19 protein-coding genes are annotated in these 20,497 nt (G+C 73.5%); 11 read left to right on the top strand and 8 right to left on the bottom strand.

Annotation, left to right across the window (positions count from 1 at the left end; translation table 11 throughout):
• Positions 1-190 precede the first annotated feature (190 nt).
• Positions 191-1,387 carry a putative zinc-binding peptidase gene (locus BKE41_RS09455; protein ID WP_012318603.1) on the top strand — a complete coding sequence of 399 codons (1,197 nt, stop codon included), beginning with the start codon at positions 191-193 and terminating at the stop codon, positions 1,385-1,387.
• 18 nt (positions 1,388-1,405) lie between these two features.
• Here BKE41_RS09455 and mntR read toward each other — a convergent pair whose 3' ends face one another.
• Positions 1,406-1,867 (bottom strand): manganese-binding transcriptional regulator MntR, encoded by a 462-nt coding sequence (gene mntR / locus BKE41_RS09450; RefSeq protein WP_012318602.1) that lies wholly within the window; start codon positions 1,865-1,867, stop codon positions 1,406-1,408.
• Between the two features lie 227 nt (positions 1,868-2,094).
• On the opposite strand from mntR, the gene BKE41_RS09445 reads away from it, so the two are divergent.
• Positions 2,095-3,423 (top strand): Nramp family divalent metal transporter, encoded by a 1,329-nt coding sequence (locus BKE41_RS09445; protein ID WP_012318601.1) that lies wholly within the window; start codon positions 2,095-2,097, stop codon positions 3,421-3,423.
• Positions 3,424-3,443: 20 nt separating this feature from the next.
• On the opposite strand, the gene BKE41_RS09440 is transcribed toward BKE41_RS09445, so the two are convergent.
• Positions 3,444-5,132: a thiamine pyrophosphate-binding protein gene (locus tag BKE41_RS09440; RefSeq protein ID WP_070999231.1), complete on the bottom strand. Its 1,689-nt coding sequence runs from the start codon at positions 5,130-5,132 to the stop codon at positions 3,444-3,446.
• A 184-nt stretch (positions 5,133-5,316) separates the two neighbouring features.
• On the opposite strand from BKE41_RS09440, the gene BKE41_RS09435 reads away from it, so the two are divergent.
• Both BKE41_RS09435 and BKE41_RS09430 read left to right on the top strand, forming a co-directional pair.
• Positions 5,317-5,763 carry a DUF1236 domain-containing protein gene (locus BKE41_RS09435; RefSeq protein ID WP_070999229.1) on the top strand — a complete coding sequence of 149 codons (447 nt, stop codon included), beginning with the start codon at positions 5,317-5,319 and terminating at the stop codon, positions 5,761-5,763.
• Between the two features lie 113 nt (positions 5,764-5,876).
• Entirely contained in the window at positions 5,877-6,173 is a 297-nt protein-coding gene (locus BKE41_RS09430) for a hypothetical protein (protein ID WP_012318598.1), read from the top strand.
• A 142-nt stretch (positions 6,174-6,315) separates the two neighbouring features.
• On the opposite strand, the gene BKE41_RS09425 is transcribed toward BKE41_RS09430, so the two are convergent.
• On the bottom strand, positions 6,316-7,200 hold the full coding sequence (locus BKE41_RS09425; protein WP_012318597.1) for a LysR substrate-binding domain-containing protein: 885 nt from the start codon (positions 7,198-7,200) through the stop codon (positions 6,316-6,318).
• Between the two features lie 486 nt (positions 7,201-7,686).
• Between BKE41_RS09425 and BKE41_RS09420 the strand changes: the two genes are divergently transcribed.
• The 3 genes from BKE41_RS09420 (at position 7,687) to BKE41_RS09410 (ending at position 11,730) form a co-directional block, all read left to right on the top strand.
• Positions 7,687-9,120: an HD domain-containing phosphohydrolase gene (locus tag BKE41_RS09420; protein WP_070999227.1), complete on the top strand. Its 1,434-nt coding sequence runs from the start codon at positions 7,687-7,689 to the stop codon at positions 9,118-9,120.
• A 31-nt stretch (positions 9,121-9,151) separates the two neighbouring features.
• Complete coding sequence (locus tag BKE41_RS09415) at positions 9,152-10,177, top strand: histone deacetylase family protein (RefSeq protein ID WP_012318595.1); 1,026 nt, start codon at positions 9,152-9,154, stop codon at positions 10,175-10,177.
• 203 nt (positions 10,178-10,380) lie between these two features.
• Positions 10,381-11,730 (top strand): MFS transporter, encoded by a 1,350-nt coding sequence (locus BKE41_RS09410; protein ID WP_070999225.1) that lies wholly within the window; start codon positions 10,381-10,383, stop codon positions 11,728-11,730.
• 149 nt (positions 11,731-11,879) lie between these two features.
• Here BKE41_RS09410 and BKE41_RS09405 read toward each other — a convergent pair whose 3' ends face one another.
• Complete coding sequence (locus tag BKE41_RS09405) at positions 11,880-12,590, bottom strand: cell cycle transcriptional regulator TrcR (protein ID WP_012318593.1); 711 nt, start codon at positions 12,588-12,590, stop codon at positions 11,880-11,882.
• Positions 12,591-12,799: 209 nt separating this feature from the next.
• The gene (locus BKE41_RS09400) at positions 12,800-13,495 is read right to left on the bottom strand and encodes a TetR/AcrR family transcriptional regulator (protein WP_234741785.1); all 696 of its coding nucleotides are present in this window, start codon (positions 13,493-13,495) and stop codon (positions 12,800-12,802) included.
• A 69-nt stretch (positions 13,496-13,564) separates the two neighbouring features.
• Between BKE41_RS09400 and BKE41_RS09395 the strand changes: the two genes are divergently transcribed.
• Positions 13,565-14,809 (top strand): HlyD family secretion protein, encoded by a 1,245-nt coding sequence (locus tag BKE41_RS09395; RefSeq protein WP_070999223.1) that lies wholly within the window; start codon positions 13,565-13,567, stop codon positions 14,807-14,809.
• Positions 14,810-14,820: 11 nt separating this feature from the next.
• The gene (locus tag BKE41_RS09390) at positions 14,821-16,413 is read left to right on the top strand and encodes a DHA2 family efflux MFS transporter permease subunit (RefSeq protein WP_244413223.1); all 1,593 of its coding nucleotides are present in this window, start codon (positions 14,821-14,823) and stop codon (positions 16,411-16,413) included.
• A gap of 12 nt (positions 16,414-16,425) precedes the next feature.
• On the opposite strand, the gene BKE41_RS09385 is transcribed toward BKE41_RS09390, so the two are convergent.
• Both BKE41_RS09385 and BKE41_RS09380 read right to left on the bottom strand, forming a co-directional pair.
• Positions 16,426-17,466 carry an ABC transporter substrate-binding protein gene (locus BKE41_RS09385; protein ID WP_012318589.1) on the bottom strand — a complete coding sequence of 347 codons (1,041 nt, stop codon included), beginning with the start codon at positions 17,464-17,466 and terminating at the stop codon, positions 16,426-16,428.
• A 387-nt stretch (positions 17,467-17,853) separates the two neighbouring features.
• The gene (locus BKE41_RS09380; RefSeq protein WP_070999222.1) at positions 17,854-18,480 is read right to left on the bottom strand and encodes a TetR/AcrR family transcriptional regulator; all 627 of its coding nucleotides are present in this window, start codon (positions 18,478-18,480) and stop codon (positions 17,854-17,856) included.
• 105 nt (positions 18,481-18,585) lie between these two features.
• Between BKE41_RS09380 and BKE41_RS09375 the strand changes: the two genes are divergently transcribed.
• Together BKE41_RS09375 and BKE41_RS09370 are read left to right on the top strand one after the other, a co-directional pair.
• A complete protein-coding gene (locus BKE41_RS09375; RefSeq protein ID WP_012318587.1) occupies positions 18,586-19,260 on the top strand; it encodes a PspA/IM30 family protein in 675 nt (224 codons plus the stop codon).
• Between the two features lie 48 nt (positions 19,261-19,308).
• Positions 19,309-19,581 (top strand): YiaA/YiaB family inner membrane protein, encoded by a 273-nt coding sequence (locus tag BKE41_RS09370; RefSeq protein WP_070999220.1) that lies wholly within the window; start codon positions 19,309-19,311, stop codon positions 19,579-19,581.
• 19 nt (positions 19,582-19,600) lie between these two features.
• On the opposite strand, the gene BKE41_RS09365 is transcribed toward BKE41_RS09370, so the two are convergent.
• Complete coding sequence (locus tag BKE41_RS09365; RefSeq protein WP_071000665.1) at positions 19,601-20,479, bottom strand: hypothetical protein; 879 nt, start codon at positions 20,477-20,479, stop codon at positions 19,601-19,603.
• Positions 20,480-20,497 lie beyond the last annotated feature (18 nt).

Genomic DNA, 20,497 nt, shown 5'->3' with positions numbered 1-20,497 from the left:
CCGTCGAAAGGATCGAACGCGGTCGCGCCGCCGGTCCCTGGCGCCGGCGCCCGCCGCACGGTTACGCGATACGGCCCCGCCGACAAGCAATTTCCGTGCGGCGGGCGGGCACCGCGGCGCCTGGCAGGAACTTTGCCGCCCGGCCCCGCTTGACCGGAAGGTGGGTCGGCCGCCGGCCCGGGACCGCGCGATGAAGATCTTCCAGTGCCAGGCCTGCGACCAGCCGGTCACCTTCGAGGCGACCGCCTGCGAGAGCTGCGCGCGGCCGCTGGGCTACGCCTGCGCGGTCCACGAGGTCTCGGCGCTGGAGCCGCAGGGCCTCTCGGCCCACCCGCTGATGGGCGGGGCGCAGGTCTTCCACGCCTACGCGGATCCCGGCCGGCGCTACCGGCTGTGCAACAACGCCCTCGCGCAGGCCTGCAACTGGCTGGTGCCGGAGGACAGCCCCGACATCTACTGCACCGCCTGCCGCCACAACCGCGTGGTCCCGGACCTGTCGCAGCCCTGGAACCTCGCCCGCTGGCGCCCGATCGAGGCGGCCAAGCACCGGCTGTTCTACTCGCTGCTGCGCCTGGAACTGCCGCTCGCCACCCGCGCCCAGTACACGGACGGGCTGGCCTTCGACTTCCTGGTCGACCCCTCCGAGAGCGTCTCCGGCGGGCCGCCGGTGCTGACGGGCCACATCAACGGCCTGATCACCATGAACATCGCCGAGGCCGACGACGTCGAGCGGGAGCGTCGCCGGATCCTCTTCGGCGAGCATTACCGCACCCTGCTCGGCCATTTCCGGCACGAGATCGGGCATTACTTCTGGTACCTGCTGGTGCTGAACAGCCCCTCCTGGGAACCGTTCCGGGCCCTGTTCGGCGACGAGCGGCTGAACTACGTCCAGGCCCTGCAGGACCACTACGCCAGGGGCGCGCCGGCCGATTGGGACGAGGCCTACGTCTCGGCCTACGCCACCGCGCATCCGTGGGAGGATTTCGCCGAGACCTTCGCGCATTACCTGCACATCGTCGACACGGTGGAGACCGCCTCGACCTTCGAGCTGCACGTGCGCCCGCGCCTGCGCCAGCGGGGGCAGTCCGGGCCGCCGGCGCCGACCGTGATCGATTTCGATCCCTACAACACCCTGGATCTCGACCGGCTGATCGCCGCGTGGCTGCCGCTCACCTACGCGATCAACTCGCTGTCCCACAGCATGGGCCAGCCGGCGCTCTACCCGTTCAAGCTGACGCCCGCGGTGATCGCCAAGCTCGCCTTCGTGCACGAGCGGATCTACGCCTCCCGCACCGGCACCCTGCCGGATGCCGGCGAGGCCGGGGCCGAGATGCTCCGGGCGGTGATCCTGGGCCTGCGCCAGAAGGTGGCGGCGCCGACGGTGTGAGGGCCGGAGAGGGGCGCCTCACGCCCCCCCGTGCCGCTCCGCGAAGGCGCGGAACGCCGCGAGCGTCTCGGCGCTGACGTGGTGCTCGATCCCCTCCGCGTCCCGCCGGGCGGTCTCGGGGCTCACCCCCAGCGCGCACAGGAAGCGCTCGACGATGCGGTGGCGCTCCCGGGCCTGCGCGGCGAGCCGGCGGCCGGCCTCGGTCAGGAACACGCCGCGATAGGGCCGCTGCTGCACGAAGCCGTCCTCGCACAGGCGCTTCAGCATCTTGGCGACGGTCGGCTGCGCCACGCCGAGCCGGGCCGCGATGTCCACCTGCCGCGCCTCGCCGCCGTCGCCGATCAGGTCGTCGATCAGCTCGACGTAATCCTCCACGAGCTCCGAGCGCCGCGCCTCGCGGGCCTGGCGGAAGCTCTCCACGTGGCGCTCGGGATCGACCAGCACGGTCTCGGGCGAGCCCGGCTCGGACGGTTCCTGCATCGGCTCTCCCCCACCACGGCCCGCGCGGGCCGCCCCGGCCCCTGTCTAGCAAACACCGCCCCCGGGAGGGGAGTCCCGCGGAGGCGGTGCAGGCCCCCGGAATTCCGGCCCTGACTCCTGACCCTGGAATCCCGATCCTGGAATCCCGATCCTGGGATCCGGGCCCTTGAATCCCGGCGCCGAACCCGGAATATAGCCTCCGCTATATCTTTGAGGAGAGGGTGAGCATGGTGGCGCCGAACGCCGCGACGGCCCCCGGGCGCGCCGCGCCCGGGGCGATGAGCCGGCGGACCGAGGGCGCGATCCGCGACGTCCTCGACGGCCGTCCCGGCGGCCGGGCCCGGTTCCTGCTGTTCGCCGGCCCCGCCGTGACGGCGTCGATCGCCTACATGGACCCCGGGAATTTCGCGACCAACATCCAGGCCGGCGCCCGCTACGGCTACGGCCTGCTCTGGGTGGTGCTGCTCGCCAACCTGACGGCGATGCTGTTCCAGGCCCTGTCGGCCAAGCTCGGCATCGTCACGGGCAAGAACCTCGCCGAGCATTGCCGGGACGCGACGACGCGGCCGGTGCGCCTCGCCCTGTGGGGCATCAGCGAGGTCGCCGCCATGGCGACCGACCTCGCGGAGTTCCTCGGCGGCGCCATCGGCCTGTCGCTGCTCACCGGCATGCCGCTCATGGCCGGCATGGGCATCACCGCGGTGGTCACCTACGCGATCCTGCTCCTGGAGAACGAGGGCTTCCGGCCGCTGGAGATCGCCATCGGCGCGATGGTCGGCACGATCGGCCTCTGCTACGCGGTCGAGCTCCTGGTCGCGCCCGTGGCCTGGGGCGAGGCGGCCAAGGGTCTCGTCACCCCGCGGATCCCGGACGCGCAGGCGCTCACCATCGCGGTCGGGATCATCGGCGCCACCGTGATGCCGCACGCGCTGTTCCTGCATTCGGGCCTGACCCAGGGACGGGGCAATCCCCGCACCGAGGCCGACCGGCGCCTGCTGGTGCGCTACTCGAACCGCGAGGTGGTGGTGGCGCTGCTGCTGGCGGGCCTCGTCAACATGGCGATGGTGATCATGGCGGCGGCGGCCTTCCACGTCGGCCACAGCGAGGTGGCGGAGATCGGCGAGGCCTACCGCACCCTGACGCCGCTCCTCGGGCCCGCCGCGGGGGCGGCCTTCCTGGTGTCGCTGCTCGCCTCCGGGATCTCCTCCTCGGTGGTGGGCACGCTCGCCGGGCAATTGGTGATGCAGGGCTTCACCGGCTGGCGCATCCCGCTCCTCGCCCGCCGGCTCGTGACCATGCTGCCGGCCTTCGCGGTGGTGGCGATCGGGGTCGACCCGACCCAGGCGCTGGTCCTGTCGCAGGTGGTGCTGTCGCTCGCCCTGCCGGTCCCGATGGTGGCGCTGGTGGTGTTCACCCGCCGCCGCAGCGTGATGGGGCCCTTCGCCAACGGCCCGCTCACCCAGGCCGCCGCCGTGGCGGGGGCGGCTCTGGTGCTCGCCCTCAACATGGTGCTGCTGGCGGCGGCCTTCGGGCTGCCGGTGCCGGGGCTGGAGTGAGCGCCCCCTGACGGCCCCGCTCAGGTCGCCCGCACCACCACCTCCACGAGGTTGGCGCCGCCGGACCGGATCCCGGCCTCGATCGCCGGGGCGATGTCGGCGGCCCGGGTCACCCGCCGGGCCGGCACGCCCATGGAGGCGGCCAGCGCCGGGAAGTCGACGCGCGGGTCGGTGAGGTCCATGGCGATGAAGCGGTTGGCGCGCACCGAGGCGTAGTGCGCCTGGCCCTTCATGAAGGTCTTGAGGATGTTGTACTCGGCGTTGTTGATCACCACGAAGGTGACCGGCAGCTTCTCGTGCGCCGCCGTCCACAGCGCCTGGGGCGAGTACATCGCGGCCCCGTCGCCCACGACGCAGACCACGGGCGCGCGGTCGAGGCCCAGGGAGAAGCCCACCGCGGCCGGCATGCCCCAGCCGAGCACGCCGCCGCGCATCGCCGCGTACTGGTGCGCCGAGGGGCTGTCGAGGAAGGTGCGCAGGTGGGTCAGCGTCGCGGGCGCCTCGTCCACGATAGTGGTCTCGGCCCCGACCGCGCGGGCCACCTCCCGGGCGGCGACCAGCGGCGCGATCACCGGATCCTCGAAGGCCGCGTCGGCGGCGGCGGCGAGCCGCGCCCGCCGCTCGGCCCGGGCAGTCACGGCCTGACCGCGCAGCTGCTCGAAGGCGTCGGCCCGGTCGGCGAGGCGCGGGCCCAGCAGCGGCAGCAGGGCGTCGAGCGAGGCGCGGATGTCGCCCACCGTCGACAGGCAGGTGGCGTAGGTGCGCCCGAGGTCGCGCACGTCGGCCGAGAGCTGGAACACCTGCACCCCCGGCGGCACCGCCGAGACCTCCGAGTAGAGCACGGTGATCAGCGACTTGCCGCCCAGCGCGAACACCGCGTCGTAGCGCCCGAGGATGTCGGCGATGGCGTCGGCACGGGTCGGCAGGTTCCCGGCCCAGAGCGGGTGCGCGGTGGGGAACGGGATGTGGGCCGGCCAGGACGAGCCGTAGACCGGCGCCGCCAGCAGGTCGGCGAGCGCGACCATCTGCGCCGAGGCGTCCGAGGCGTCGATCTCGTCGCCCGCGATCAGGGCGAGGCGGCCCGGCGCGATCGCGGCGAGTCTCTCCGCCAGCCGGTCGAGGGAGCCCGCCACCGCCCGCTGGTCGATGGTCGAGGTCTCGCCGGCCGGCACCGCCGACAGCGCCTCCATCACGTCCATGGGCAGGGACAGGAAGACCGGGCCGGAGGGGGCGGCCCCCGCGTCGTGGAAGGCCCGGCGCAGCAGGATCGGGATCTGGTCGGGGCTCGTCACCTCGCGGGCCCACTTCATCACCGGGTCGGCGATGGCGACGAGGTCGCCCATCAGCAGCGGGTCGGTCAGCGCGTGGCGGAGATCCTGCTGCCCGGCGGTGACCACCAGCGGCGTGCCGGAGACCTGGGAATTCACCAGCCCGCCCATGGCGTGGCCGAGGCCGCCCGCCGTGTGCAGGTTGAGGAAGGCGGGGCGCCGCGCGCCCTGCGCGTAGCCATCCGCCATGGCGACCGCGGTCGCCTCCTGCAGGGCGAGGATGTAGGCGATGTCGGGCGCCTCGGTGAGCGCGTCGATGAGCGGCAGCTCGGTGGTGCCGGGATTGCCGAAGATGTAGCGCACGCCCTCCGAGCGCAGCACCTCCACCAGGAGGTCGGCGCCCCGGCGGCGGCCGGCGGTCTCCACGGTCTCGATCGGCATGCCCTGTCCTCTCCGGGGGAATCAGCCGGAGGCTACCCCATGGGCGGACCGGGGCAATGCCGGCGCCGCCCCGCGCCGGGCGGCAACCGATCGGCAGCCTTTTCGGCGTAACCTCCGGCCGGGACGCGCCCGCGCCCCCGGGCGCAGGCCCGACGATCCACGCCACCGACCGGGACGAGACATCATGCGGATCGCGGCGCCCCTCGCGCTCCTCGCCACCCTGGTGGCGCCCCTGACAGCCCCCCTAACAGCCTCCCTGGGCCTCGCCGCGGACGCGCGGGCGCAGGGGCTCGAGCGCGGGGCCCGGGAGGGCGCCTCGCGCGGCGAGGAGATGGCGGGCCCCCTCGGGGCGATCGTCGGCGGCGCGATCGGCGCGGCCGTGGGCACGGCCAACGGCATCCTCGGCGTCGACCGGCGGGAACGGTTCCGCATCTACGCCCTCGGCGAGCGCCGCCCCTCCGTCGCGCTCGCGGGACCCGTGCGGGTCGGGACGGTGCTCCCGGAGGACGGCATCGTGTACTACGATGTCCCGCGGGAGTTCGCCTTGCCGGATTACAGCTACACGATCGTCAACGACCACCCGGTTCTCGTCGATCCGCGGACGCGCCGGATCGTGGAGGTGATCGACTGACGGCCCCGGCGGGCGGCGCGCGGCCCGGGGATCCGGCGCGACGGAGAGGACGATCCGATGCCGAGAAGGAGGGGGGGCCGGGCCGCGCCCCCGGCGACCGGCCCGGTGACGCGGTGAGCGCGCGCGGCGCCGCGGGCGCCGGCGATGCCGGGCGGCGGCACTGGTTCTACGACAGCCGGATCCTGGTCTGCACGTTCTGCCTGCTCGCGGTCATGGTCATCTTCTGGCAGGTGAGCCGGTTCGAGGGCTTCCAGCCGATCTTCACCTGCGCGCGGGATCAGGACGTCGACCGCGACCTGCTCTCCGTCGGGATGCGCGCCTGCATGGGCGACGCGCCCTCGCAGGCCGCCCAGGCGCGCTGCATGCACGTGGTCTACCTGCTGGCCTGCACGGACGAGCGGTGGCGCTGACGCCGCCGTGCACCACCGCGGTCGGGCGCGGCGGGCGGCCCTGCAGCCCCGGCGCGAGGCTGCGCGCGGGGGACGCCGCGGCCCGTCCGCGGCGGGGCGGATCGTGTCCGCGCGGATCGCGCGGTTCCGGGGCGGGCTCCGCTCAGGCGCGCAGTTCCGCCACGAAGGCCCGGATGAACGGCGGCAATCCGTCGAGGTCGCGCAGGCACAGGGTCAGGTCGCGCCGCGCCCAGGCATCGGCGAGGGGCACCACCGCGAGGGCGAGGCCCTGCGCGGCGCGGGCGGCGGCGCTCTCGGGCAGCACCGCCAGCCCGACCCGCGCCTCGACGAGCCGGCAGACGGCGTCGAAGCCCCGGAGCTGGACCCGCAGGCGCATCGGCCGCCCCTCGCGCACCGCCTGGGCCACGAGGAAGCGGCTGATGGCGCTGCGCCGGTCGAGGCCGACGAGGTCGTGGCCGAGCACCTCGGCGAACGGGATCGTCCCGCGCGCCGCCAGGGGATGGTCCCGGGCCGCCACCAGCACGAACCGGTCCTCCCGGAACGGGAAGGTCTGCAGCGAGCCGGTATCCACCGTGCCGGACAGGATCCCGAGGTCGGCCGCCCCCTCGGCCACCAGCCCGACGATCTCCTCGGAGGTGCGCTCGTCGATCTCGACGCCGATCCCGGGGTGATCGGCCAGGAAGGCCGAGAGCGCCTCCGGCAGGAACTCGGTCAGCGCGTTGGTGTTGGCCAGCACCCGGATCTGGCCGAAGGCGCTCCCCGAGAAAGCCGCCATCTCCTCGCGCAGGCGCTCCACCCCGGCCAGGACCTCCCGGGCATGGACGAGGAGCGCGCGCCCGGCCGGGGTCGGGCTGACGCCCTGCCGGCCCCGGGTCAGCAGGGCGGCCCCGAGGGATTCCTCCATCAGCCGGATCCGCGTCGAGGCGGCCGCCAGGGCGAGGTTCGCCCGCGCGGCCCCGTGGGTGATGGAGCCGGCCTCGACCACGTGCCGGAACAGGCCGAGATCGACGAGATCGAACCGCATCATCGCGAAGGCGCCTCCCGCCGCGCCGTCCGGCCGGCGCGCTCCGGGCCGATCCGGGCCGCCCGGGACCCGTCCGGATCCGCGTCTCCGTCGGGGGGCTGCGCGGCCGCGTCAACCCCGTCGCCCCGGGGCCGCGCCGCGGCCGCCGCGGCGATCCCGGTTACAGACGCGCCGATCCTTCAGGTGCCCCGGACCGGACGAAGACGGCGCTCCGCGTGTCGATCGCCGCGGCCTCACCCGTCTCCGACAAACGAAGACCGGAATTCATGGCCACAACGACCGTAAGTAAAATAAATCTTGTCAGTATAGCCGAGAGCGACGATTTACCGCCCGTTAATACCGCATACTTCAATGCTGCTCGACAGTCTTGCGAGGCGTCGCGGCGATGGTTCCTGTGTCGACATACTTGGCCCGGCGGCCGCCCCGGGACGGCCTGCGGCGTCCCGGCTCCGGGCCGTCCGGGCGGGCGCGCCGGCCCGGGAGCCGCTGATGGACGCGCTCCTCGTCGACGACAGCGCCACCATGCGGATGCGGCTGCGCCTCCTCCTGGAGGCCAAGCCCGACGTGTCCGTCACCGATCACGGCGACCCGGTCGCCGCCATGGTCGAGGCGCGGACGCGGGCCTTCGACCTCGTCCTGGTCGACTGCCACATGCCCGGCATCGACGGGATCGCCTTCATCCGGCAGATGCGGACCATCCCGCACTACGCGCAGGTGCCCATCGTGATGGTCACCAGCGACATCTCGGACGCGGTGCGGCTCGCCGCCCTGGAGGCCGGGGCGACCGATTTCCTCGACAAGTCCATGCAGGGCGTCGAGCTCACCGTCCGCCTGCGCAACCTGATCCGGCTCGCCCGGGCGGTGCGGCGGCTGGCCGAGCAGGCGGCCTGGCTCGACGGCGAGGTGGAGGCCGCCCTGCGCCACATGCGCGAGCGCGAGGAGGAGATCATCTTCCGCCTCGCGCTGGCGGTCGAGTACCGCGACAACGACACCGGCGATCACACGTGGCGGGTGGCCCGCTACAGCCAGATCGTGGCCGAGGGCCTCGGGCTGGCGCCGGAGATCTGCCGCAACCTCTACCTCGCGGCGCCGCTGCACGATGTCGGCAAGGTCGGCATTCCGGACGGCGTCCTGCTGAAGCCCGGCCGGCTCGACCGGGACGAGTTCGACCTCGTCAAGACGCATCCGGCGATCGGTCGGCGCATCCTGGGCGGAAGCGCCTCCGAGCTGATCCGGCTGGCCGCGGAGATCGCCGAGTTCCACCACGAGAAGTGGGACGGCGGCGGCTACCCGCACGGGCTCGCCGGCGCCGCCATCCCCCTGTCGGCCCGGATCGTCGCGGTGGCGGACGTGTTCGACGCCCTGACCACGGCGCGGCCCTACAAGGACGCGATGTCCTTCGACGCGGCCCTGGACTGCATCCGCGCCGAGAGCGGCCGCCATTTCGACCCGGACTGCGTGGCGGCGTTCTGCGCGCGCTTCCCGGACATCCGCGTCGCCGGCGGGCAGAACCGGGCGGCGGTGCGGCCGAGCGCCGGGCCGGTCACGGAACCCTGGGCCCGGGTCCCGACCCTGCTGCGCGAGGTCACCCCGGCCGCGCCCGTCCCGACGGGGTGGCGCGCCGACGCCCTCGACACGCTCCTGAGACCGTCCCCGGAATCGTCCCCGGCACCGTCGGCGAACCCGGACGCGTTTGCGCCGTTGATCCCCGACCCGCACGGATCGCGGACGGAGCCGGACCATGACCCCGACCTGGAAGACGCTGCCGGAGATCGCCCTGGCGCACGGGATCTCCCTGGAGGATGCCCAGCGCCTCGTGGACGGGGCGAACTGCCCGAAGGTGTTCCGCGCGGACGGCACCGTCTACCTCATCTGAGCCCGTCCCGTCCGGGTGCGCCCCGCGAGTCCGTGCCGGGCGGATGACGCCGGTCCCGGCGGGCCCTAACCTGCCCGCATGCGCATCGTCCACACGCCCGATTCGAGCCGGCACGACCCCGAACGCTACATGCGGCGCGGCGCGGCGATCCCGCATCCCGAGCAGGCGGCCCGCTACGCGATCCTGCGGGACGCGGCCGCCCGGGGCGGCCACGCCCTCGCCGAGCCGGCCGATCACGGCCTCGAGCCGATCCGCGCGGTGCACGACCCGGACTACGTGGCGTTCCTGGCCGAGGCCTGGGCGCGCCGGGACGCGATCCCCGGCATCGGTGACGAGATCCTGACCGGGTCCTTCGCCCGGCCGCAGATGCACCGGAAGCCCCCCGGCCTCCTCGGGCGCCTCGGCCTCTACACCGCCGACACCTCGACGCCGATCCGCGCCGGCACCTGGGCGGCGGTCTACGGGTCGGCGCAGTGCGCGGTCGCGGCCGCCGACGCGGCGCTGGCGGCGGGGCATGCCTACGCCCTGTGCCGCCCGCCCGGCCACCACGCCTACGCGGACTCCGCGGGCGGCTTCTGCTTCCTCAACAACAGCGCCATCGCGGCCGAGCGGATGCGCGCCGCGACCGGCGGCCCGGTGGCGATCCTCGACATCGACGTCCATCACGGCAACGGCACGCAGGGGATCTTCTACGCCCGCGCCGACGTGCTGACCGTCTCGGTCCACGCCGACCCGTCCGACTACTTCCCGTTCTTCGCCGGCTACGCCGACGAGACCGGCGCCGGGGCGGGGGCGGGGTTCAACCGCAACCTGCCGCTGCCGCCGGGCTCGGGCGACGCGCCCTGGCTCGAGGCCGTGGCGGCGGGCCTCGCGGCCATCGCCGCATACCGTCCCCGGGCCCTCGTGGTGGCCCTGGGCCTCGACGCCGCCGCGGACGATCCGATCGGCGCCCTCGCGGTCTCTCGCGCGGGCTTCGTCGGGGCCGCGGAGCGGATCGCCCGGGCCGGGCTGCCCACGGCCCTGGTCCAGGAGGGCGGCTACCTCTGCGCGGCCCTGCCGGACAACCTCGCGGCCTTCCTCGCCGCCTTCGACGCCGCGCGCTGAGACGCGCACCGCGCGCCGGCCCCGCGCCGGCCTCGCGCCGACCCCGCGCCGGCGCGACGCGCGGGCACGATCCGCCGGCGTGATGCGATCGTGATCGCCGGAATGCCGGGCCGGTCAGCCGGATATGGTCGACCCGATGCCACAACCGACCTATCAGGGCGGGGTGGGCGCCGCCGACGCGTCCCGGGCGGGAGGAACGGGCGATGGACGCGGGCGACGTGGGCTTGCGCGGGGCGGCCAGCGCCCCGTGGTACGCGGGTCTCACCCGGCGCCACTGGCGGATCCTGTGGGGCAGTTACCTCGGCTGGATCTTCGACGGCTACGAGGCGGTGGCCCTGGTCTACGCCCTGCGCCCGGCCCTGGCCTCGATCCTCACCCCCGAGCAGGCCCAGGCCCCGGCCTTCTACGTGGGTCTCGCCATCGGCATCACCCTGCTGGGCTGGGGGATCGGCGGCCTGATGGGCGGGATCGCGGCCGACTATATCGGCCGCAAGCGCATGATGATGGTGTCGATCCTGGGCTACGCGCTGTTCACGGGGCTCACCGCCTTCGCGGAGAGCTTCGCGCAGCTCGCCGTGCTGCGCTTCATCACCGGGCTCGCCATCGGCTCGGAATGGTCCACCGGCATCGCCCTCGTGGCCGAGACCTGGCCGAACCGGGCGCGCCCGAAGGGCTGCGGCTTCCTGCAATCGGGCTTCGGCGGCGGCGCCGTGCTGGCCGCCATCGTGTGGGCCGTGCTCGCCGCCACCGAGCCGCTGGGCCCGGAATCCTGGCGGATCCTGTTCGCGGTGGGCGCGCTCCCCGCCTTCGTGTGCCTGTACCTGCGGCGGGCGCTGGAGGAATCCGAGCAGTGGATGCGGGCGCTCAGGGCGCAGCGCTGGGCGGCCACCGCGGAGGACGCGAACCGCGCCCCGCGGAGCGCGCGGCGCCCGTTCTCCCTGACGGAGATCTTCCGCGAGCCCGAGAGCCGGCGGCGGGTCCTGCTCGCCACACTGCTGTCCTTCGCCACCACGGTGGGCTGGTGGGCGGTCTCGTCCTGGCTGCCGGCCTACACGGAGGGACTCGCCAAGGCCGCGGGCGCGCCGGCCAATCTCTGGGGCCCGCGCATGGGCATCGTCTACAATATCGGGGCGATCACCGCCTACGTGATCTCCGGCTTCGTGGCCGACGCGATCGGCCGCCGCGCCTTCCTGCTGGTCACCTATGTCGGCTGCATCGCCACGTCGCTCGCCTGCTACCTCTGGACCGGCGGGCTGGTGCCGTTCATGGCGCTCGCTTTCCTGAACGGGTTCTTCACCCTGGGCTTCGCCTTCTCGTGGATGGCGATCTACCTCGCGGAGCTGTTCACCCCGGCGGTCCGGGCGACGGCGGCGAGCGTCGTGTTCAACGGCGCGCGGCTGATCGCCTGGATCTTCCCGATCATCGCCGGGCAGATCGTGACCGCCTTCGGGGGCGTCGCCGCGGCGGCGCTGACGCTCTCCAGCGTCTACGTGATCGGCCTCGTCGTGCCGTGGTTCATGCCGGAGACGCGGGGCCGGCCGCTGCCGGAATAGGGCGATCCCGTTTCCGCCCCGCCCTCTGGCGCGCCCGGGTCCGGCCGGACGCGGAGCGGCCCCCGACTCCGCGGGAGCCGGGGGCCGCGTCCTGCACGGGCCGTCCTGGCGCCCGCCCCGCCTTCGGCCGGGCGGGCGCCGGCCGGCTCCTAGTCCTCGTCGTCCTCGTCGTGGTGCCGGCCCTTGAGCTTGGCGAAGACCGAATCGGCGTCGAGCCGCTCCTCGCGGCCGCCGTGATCGTCCTCGTGCTCCCGCTCGTCGGCGTCGCGGGCCGTGGAGACCTCGGTCGGCAGCAGCGAGGCGCCGGACTCGGCCGCCACCGCGGCCGGGCGGTCGGCCGCCGCGCGCTGGACCTCGAAGTCGAGGTTGATCTGGGTGGTCAGCCCCAGGGTCACCGGGTCCATCGGCTGGAGCGAGCCCGAGTTCCAGTGGGTGCGCTCGCGGATCTGCTGGATCGTCGACTTGGTGGTGCCGACGAGCCGGATGATCTGCGAGTCCTTCAGCTCGGGGTGGTTGCGCAGCAGCCACAGGATGGCGTTCGGCCGGTCCTGGCGGCGGGAGAGGGGGGTGTAGCGCGGGCCCTTGGTGGTGCGCTTCACCTCCGGCAGCTTCACCTTCGAGACGGCGGGCTTCAGCTTGTAGTGCGGCGCCTTCTGGGCCTTCTCGATCTCGTCGCGGGTGAGCTGGCCGGTGGAGACCGGGTCGAGCCCCTTGATGCCGGCCGCGACCTCGCCGTCGGCGATGCCCTTCACCTCCAGCGGGTGCAGCTTGCAGAAATCGGCGATCTGCTCGAAGGCGAGCGAGGTGTTCTCGACCAGCCAGACGGCGGTCGCCTTGGGCATCAACGGACCCTGGGACATGCTTCTCGTGCTCCGGCCTGGCGGGACGGGGGCCGGGCATCGGGCCGCGGGCTCCGGATGACCGATCCGGATGTCCCGTCTCACGCTGTCGAATGGGGATGAGGCACTATAGGCCCGGGCGGGGAGGGGCGCAATCGCGGGTTGGGCCCGTTCGGAGCCCGGCGTGCCGATTCACCGGCGGCCGGATCACCGGCGCCGACTGGTCGCCCTCAGCGGGGGCGCACCCCGTCGAGGAACAGCCGCACCGCCGCCTGCCGCCGCCGCTCCTGCGCCTCCGGGTCGGTGGCGATGCCGTAGAGGGTCGCCTGGGACGACCGGCCGAGGACGAGGCTGAGGAACAGGTCGGCCGCGATCTCGGGATCCGCCACGGCGATCCGCCCGCGCCGGGCGAAGGCGTCGAGCAGCCGCGCCACGGCGCGCACGCCGCGCAGCCAGCCCTCCTCGTGGGCGAGGCGGGCGAGTTCGGGAAACTGCAGCGCCTGGGCCACGAGGTTGCGCTTGAGCATCGCCGCGCCCGGCGACTGGCCGTGGGCCAGCAGGGTGCGGCTGAGATCCTCCAGGGCGGTCTCGACGTCGTCGCTCCCGCCCTGCGCGGCCTGGGCCTCGGCCGCGGCGGAGAGCGGCGCCAGCCACGCGGCGATCCGCTCGCGCAGGACCGCCTCGAACAGGGCCCGCTTGTCGCGGTAGCGCGCGTAGACCGTCGGCTTGCTCATCCCGGCGGCCTCGGCCACCGCGTCGATGGAGGTGGCGTCGAAGCCGCGCTCGAGGAACAGGGTCGTCGCCACGGCGATCAGGTGCGCCTCGCGCCGGGCCGCCTCCGCGCGGGTCGGCCGGCCGCCGCGCCGCGGGCCCGCCTCCGCCCGCTCGATCTCCGTGACCGTCACCCCGCGATCCTCCCTGCTCACCGGCTTGCTCCCCGGCGCCGTTCGTCCTATCAAAACGATACCGTACCGTTTTGATTCTGGCCAGACCCGATGGACGCACGTCGCAGCGACAGCTTCAAGAGCGCCGACCCGGTCGCGGGCGCCCCGGTCTCCCCGCCGGCGACCGCGGCTGTCACGCCCCCGGTCTCCACGCCGGTCCCGGCCCCCGTCTCGCCCCCGGCGCCGCGCCGCCGCCGCGCGCGGACCGTGCTGCCCCTCCTCGGCCTGCTCGCGCTCGGCGGGGCCGGGACCTACGGCTGGCACTGGTGGACCGTGGGGCGCTTCCTCGAGGTGACCGACGACGCCTATCTCCAGTCCGACAAGGTCACGGTGGCGCCGCGCATCGCCGGCACCGTCGCGGCGGTGCTGGTCGGCGACAACCAGCCGGTGAAGGCCGGCGAGGTGATCGCGCGCCTCGACGACCGGTCCTACCGGGTCCAGCTCAAGCAGGCCGAGGCCGAGGTCGAGAAGGACCGGGCGCAGATCCTGGGCGTCGCCTCGGCGATCGTCCAGCAGCGGGCGCAGGTCGCCTCGTCGCGGGCCGACCTCGCCAACGCCGAGGCCGCCCTGACCTTCGCGCAGCAGGAATACACCCGCTACCAGAACCTGCTGCAGACCGGCTCGGGCACGGTGCAGCGCCAGCAGCAGGCGGATGCCGACCTCCGCCAGCGCCACGCCGCCCGCGACAAGGCCGCCGCCTCGCTCGACGCCGCGCAGAAGCAGATCGACAGCCTGAAGGCCCTCGAGGCGAGCACCCGGGCGAGCCTGGAGGGCGCGCAGGCGAAGGTCGAGGGCGTGAGGCTCGACCTCAGCTACACCACCATCGTGGCACCGATCGACGGCGTGGCCGGCGACCGGGCGCTGCGGATCGGGCAGGTCGTCTCGGCCGGCACCGGGCTCCTGACCCTCGTGCCGATGGGCCGCGACATCTACCTCGTGGCGAACTTCAAGGAGACCCAGACCGGCCGCATGGTCGAGGGGCAGCACGTGACCTTCACGGTCGACGCCTTCGGCGATCATGAATTCCAGGGCCGGGTCGAGAGCTTCTCGCCGGGCACCGGCTCGCAGTTCGCCCTGTTGCCGCCCGAGAACGCCACCGGCAACTTCACCAAGGTGGTGCAGCGCGTGCCCGTGCGCGTCGCCCTCGACCCGTCGGACCCGCTCATCGCCCGCCTGCGTCCGGGCCTGTCGGTGGAGGCCACGGTCCACACCGCCGACCCGGTGGAGCCGGTGGATTCCGCCCGCCGCCGGCCGAGGCCCGCCCCGGCGCTGGTCAGCGAGGCCCTGCCGAGATGAGCCCGGCCGCGATGAGCCCGGCCCCGATGAGCCCGGTCCCGGCCGTGGCGGTGGCCGAGGCGAAGGCGAGCGCCCGGGACTGGCTCGCCGTGTTCGGCGCGATCCTCGGCGCCTTCACGGCGATCCTCGACATCCAGATCACCAACGCCTCGCTCGCCGACATCCAGGGGGCGCTCGGCGCCTCCACCGAGGAGGGGAGCTGGATCTCGACCGCCTACCTGATGGCCGAGATCATCGTGATCCCGCTCACCGGCTGGCTGTCCTCGGTGATCGGCCTGCGCCGCTACCTCGCGGTGAACACCATCCTGTTCACCGCCTTCTCGCTGGCCTGCGCGCTCTCGACGTCCTTGAGCCAGATGATCCTGTTCCGCGCCGGGCAGGGCTTCACGGGCGGCGTGCTGATCCCCACCGCGATCGTGATCGTGCGCACGCGGCTGCCCAAGAGCCAGCAGGCGGTCGGCATCGCCATGTTCGGGCTGACCGCCACCTTCGCGCCGGCCATCGGCCCGACGGTCGGCGGCTGGCTCACCGACAACCTGTCCTGGCACTACATCTTCTACCTGAACCTGATCTTCGGTCCGATCGCGGCCGCGATCCAGCTCGGCGCCTTCGAGAAGGCGCCCGCCCGCTGGGGCGAGCTGCTCAAGGGCGACTGGATCGGCATCGGCCTGATGGCGACGGGCCTGCCGGCCCTGACCTTCGTGCTGGAGGAGGGCCAGCGCAAGGACTGGTTCGGCTCGCCCGTGATCGTCGAGGCGAGCTGGATCGCGGCGGCCGGCATCGCCGGGTTCATCGTCCGCGAGCTGACGGCGGCGCGGCCGTTCATCAACCTGCGGGTGCTGGCCAACCGCTCGGTCGGCGGCGCCTGCGTGCTGATGACCGTGCTGGGCGCGGTCTCGTACGGGTCGATCTACATCATCCCGGTCTACTGCGCGCAGATCCAGGGCTACAACGCCCAGCAGATCGGCTACGTGGTGATGTGGTCGGGCCTGCCGCAGCTGCTGCTGTTCCCGATGATGCCGCTGATCATGCGCGCCGTGGACGCGCGGCTGCTCGTGGTCACCGGCACGCTGTTCTTCATCGCGAGCTGCTGGATCAATGTCGGCCTGACCCACGACGTCGGCGCCGACCAGCTGATCCTGCCGCAGATCATGCGCGCCATCGGCCAGCCGCTGTTCACGATCCCGCTCTCGCAGCTCTCGACGGCCGGCCTCGCGCCGCGCGACACCGCGGACGCCTCGGCGCTGTCGAACATGATGCGCAACCTCGGCGGCTCGATCGGCATCGCCATGCTGTCGACCATGATCGATCGGCGGGAGCACTTCCATTTCTCGATGCTGGCCGAGGCGATCACCGTCAACGCCACCCGCACCCAGGACCGGCTCGCGGCGCTCGCCGCCGGGATGCACGCCCGGATCGCTGACCCCCTCGCCGCCAAGGGCGTCGCGCTCGGCCAGCTCGCCGCGCAGGTCCGCCGCGAGGCCTACGTGATGGCCTACGCGGACGGGTTCTGGCTGGTGGGGGTGAGCCTCGTGGCGAGCCTAGCGGTGGTGGCGGTCCTCAAGAAGCCGCAGCGCGCCGCCGGACCCGTGGAGGCGCACTGACCAGCCCGGGGCCTACTTCCCCGGCAGGTTGTGGACGATCGGGAAGAACGTGTCCTTCCAGTCCTTGGGCTCGGCCTTGATGGTCTTCATCGCGTAGAAGTGCCGGGCCTGGAGCATGATGCCGTAGGGGGTGGTGGAGAAGTTCGTCCCCGGCTCCTTCATGATCTCGACCAGCGTCTCGGGCGGGGTCTTCTCGTTGGTCGCCGCCACGTAGTCCCTGGCGGCCTTCAGCGGGTCCCGGGCGATCTCGGCGTTGGCCTCGTCGATGGCGGCCACGATGGCGGCGGCGAGCTTGGGATTGCGGTTGTACCAGCCGGTCCGGGCGTAGAAGATCGCGTTGCTCACCGGCTCGCCGACCAGCTCGTAGGAGTTGAGCACCTTGTGGATCGCCGGGTCCTGCAGCTCGCGCTGCTGGAACGGCGGCAGCGAGAAGTGGCTGTTGACCTCGTTGTGCGGGCTCGCCAGGGCCGCCACCGCGTCCGGGTGGCCGAGCTGGACGGTGAGCGGGTCGAGCTTGGTGGCGTTCTCGGGCCCGAACGCTTTCTTGGCGGCGATCTGGAGGAGCACCGCCTGGGACGAGACCTTCACGGAGGGCAGGGCGATCTTGTCCTTGGTGGAGAAGTCCTTGAGTTCCTTCACGTCCGGGTTGCGGGTGAGCAGCATCATCGGCGTGGTGCCGACCCCGCACAGGCCCTTCACGTCGCCCTTGGTGCGGTCGTTGAGCAGCAGCATGTTGGTCGAGCCGCTGTCGACGATGTCGATGTTGCCCGAGAGCAGCGCGTCGTTGCCGGCGGCGCCGCTCGTCAGGTTGACCCACTCCACGGTGACGTCCCCGAGGCCCGCGGCCTTGGCGTGCTTCTCGATCAGCTTGTGCTGCTCGGCCAACACGGCGGGCAGGTAGACGAAACCCGGCTGCCGGCTGATCCGGACCTTGGCATCGTCGGCCCGGGCGGGGGCGGCCAGCGCCAGCCCGGCCAGCAGGAGGGCCGGTCCCGCCCGCAGGAGCCGGCGGCGGCCCGGCAGAAACGAGCTCGTCCGCGACGTACGCACCATGACGCTTCTCCCTGTGGCCCGGCATCATCCTGAGCGGAGCCGGGCTTTCGTTGGACGGGGAGTGGACAGGCTCGGGCCGGTGCGCGCAAGGCCGTCCTCACGGTCCGCGAACGCAGAAGCTGCAAAATCCTGCCTGTTGAAATCATCTGCGCGGGGGCGCGGGCGAAGATCGGGCGCGCGGTGGCGAGCGCCGCCACGGGGCGCAGGGCGTGTCCAGGGCGTGTCGGAGAACGCCGTCGGCCTGCGCCGGGGCGCCGCCCAGACCGGGACCGCCTCCGCGCAGGTGCTGGCGGCCGCCCGCGGCCTCGCCCGGGGTTCGGACGAGCTCGACCAAGGGGTGAAAGCGTCCTGGCGGAGGTCCAGGCGGCCTGGGCGGGGGCCGGGCGCTCAGCCCGCCGAAAAACCCCGCACGGCCGCCCGCACCAGCGCGTCGATCATCGGCCGCACGTCGTCCACGCCGAGGGGCCCGAGGCCGCCGAGATCGGCGAGATAGGTCATGCCGTGGACGCTGGACCACAGCGCCCGCGCCATCACGGGGATCGCCGCGTCGGCGAGGCGGCCGCCGTCGCGCAGCACCCCCTCCAGGATCCCGAACAGGGCCGCGATGTCGGCCTGCACCGAGTCCGGCGCCGGCACCGTGCGGCGCTCGAAGATCGCCGCCCAGGCGGCGTGGTGCTCGCCCGCGAAGGCGAGGTACGCGTCGGCCAGGCACAGGAGCCGCGCCTCCGTCTCCCGCGACGGACAGGCCGCCAGCGCCCCCGCGAGGGTGTCGCGGAGGCGGCGCATGGTGACGGCGTTCGCCTCCAGCCGCAGCGCTTCCAGGCTGTCGAACTGCGCGTAGACCGAGCCGACCGCCGTGCCGGCCCGCTCCGCGACGCCGCGGGCGGTCAGCGCCGCCGCGCCGCCCGCGTTCAGGATCGCCACCGCGGCCTGGATCAGGGCCCGGCGATCGGCCGCCCGGTCGCCCGGCTCCTTCCGCGGCCGCCCCCTCACTTTTTTATGAACGTCGTTCATTTTATCCCTTGCGGCCCGGCGCGTCCCGTGTTCAATTGTTTTATGAACGACGTTCAATCAAATCCGGACGCGGTCCGGCCCGTCGTTCCCGCGAGGTGAACCGTGATGAGGACCCTCTCCTTCCTGATGCGCGGCGTGATCGCCGACAACGCCCAGGCGATCCACGACGCCCACGCCGTGACGATCCTGCGCCAGCAGATCCGTGACGCCGCCGGCGCCCTGGCGACCGCCCGGCGGGAACTGGCCGTCGCCATGGCCTACCACGCCGCCGAGGCGCGCGCCCTGGCGGCGATCGGCGGCCGGATCGACACCCTGTCGGACGGGGCGCGCCGGGCGCTCGGCGACGGCCGCGAGGATCTCGGGACCGAGGCGGCGATCCACATCGCCGCCCTGGAGGACGAGCGGGCCGACCGCCGGGCCGCCGCCGAGCGCTTCGCCGCGGAGGTCGAGCGGCTGAAGCGCCTCGTCGCCGAGGGCGGCGAGCGGCTGCGGGACCTCGACCGCGGGCTCCAGACCGCCCGCACCACCGAGGCGCTGCGGCGGGCCGGCCTCGAGGGCCGCCGGGTCACGACCCTGTCGGCGGGGGCGCTGGGGGAGGCCGAGCGGACGCTGGCGCGCCTGCGCGAGCGGCAGGCGGCCGAGGCGGACGTCGCCGCCGCGCTGACCGAGCTCGAGGCCGAGGCCGCGGGCGGGATCGAGGCCGATCTCGAGGCGGCGGGCTACGGCCGCCCCCGCACGGACCCGCGGGCGGTGCTCGACCGCCTCAGGGCCGGGGCCTGACCGGCGCCGCACGTTTTCCCGTCCGAAGATTCCACTGGAGACCGCACCATGACACCGCAGATGCCCCATACCGGCGCCTGGAAGACCTTCACGCTGGTCAGCTTCGCCGCCGCCGCCATGCTGACGATCGGCATCTTCTTCCTGCCCGCCGAGATCTGGATCAAGGGCTACCTCGCCATGGCGTCGCTGTTCCTCACGGGCACGACCTTCACCCTGGCCAAGACCCTGCGCGACGAGCACGAGGCGAAGCGACTGATCAACAAGATCGAGGACGCCGCCACCGAGCGCGTCCTGCGCGAGGCGGTGCCGGGCCGGCTCTGACCGGATCCCGGAGGCCCGTTCAGCCCGGGGCGTCCAGGAACGCGGCGAGCACCCGGGAAAATTCCGGGGTCCGCAGGTAGCCGTAGGACTTGTGCCGGTTCTCGGCGCCGTCCGGCCTCCGGTAGGCGTTGATCACCGGCACGTCCCGCACCCGCACGCCGGCGGCGTTCGGCGCGTAGAGGGCCGCGAGGTCGTCGCCCACCGTGGCGATGTCCTGGCGGTCCATCAGGTTGGTCCAGGCGGCGAGCGCCGCCGGCACCCGGAGATCGCCGTGCTCGTCGGCGAGCTTCAGCTTCAATTCGGCGAGCCCGAGGGGGGCGCCGAGGGTGACGAGGTCGCAGCGGGGCATCGGCGTCCCGTCCGCCTCGGCGGCGCGCAGCACGTCGTAGGCGATCAGGCCGCCCATCGAGTGCGCGGCGATCAGCACGCGGTCCGCCGCGGCCGCCGCGGCCGCCGCCAGGGCGTCGCGCAGGCGCGCCCGCGCCGCCGCCCGGAACGCCGCGTCCTCGTAGTAGCCCCACAGGTCGTCGAGGCGGTATTCCAGGATCAGGTCGTCCACCGGCGTCAGCCCGGCGGCCTCCTGCAGGTGCGACAGGCCGCGGTAGATCCGGTCGGTGAGGGTCGGCTCGGCGCGGTCCGGCTGCCCCGCCGGGGAGGGGAACGGCCCGAGGCCGTGATCGGGGCGGTAGGGCTCGCGGTTGCGGTCGCCCGCGAGCGGCTGCGGGTAGCGCAGGTCCGCCCAGTACACGAAGGTGAAGGACAGGTCGGCCTCCGCCACCCGGAGCCCGAGATTGCGGTCGAGCCCCTCGCGGATCGCGGCGCGCCACCAGGCGGCCTTCTCATCCCGGGGCGGCTTGTTGGCGAGCCCGTGGATGCCGATGATGTGCGCCCGACCCAGTGTCCGCTCCCAGACCGA

This window comes from Methylobacterium sp. C1 (assembly GCF_001854385.1).
In the GTDB taxonomy this organism is placed as follows: Bacteria; Pseudomonadota; Alphaproteobacteria; order Rhizobiales; family Beijerinckiaceae; genus Methylobacterium; species Methylobacterium radiotolerans.
This window is presented reverse-complemented; position numbering and strand designations above follow the sequence as displayed.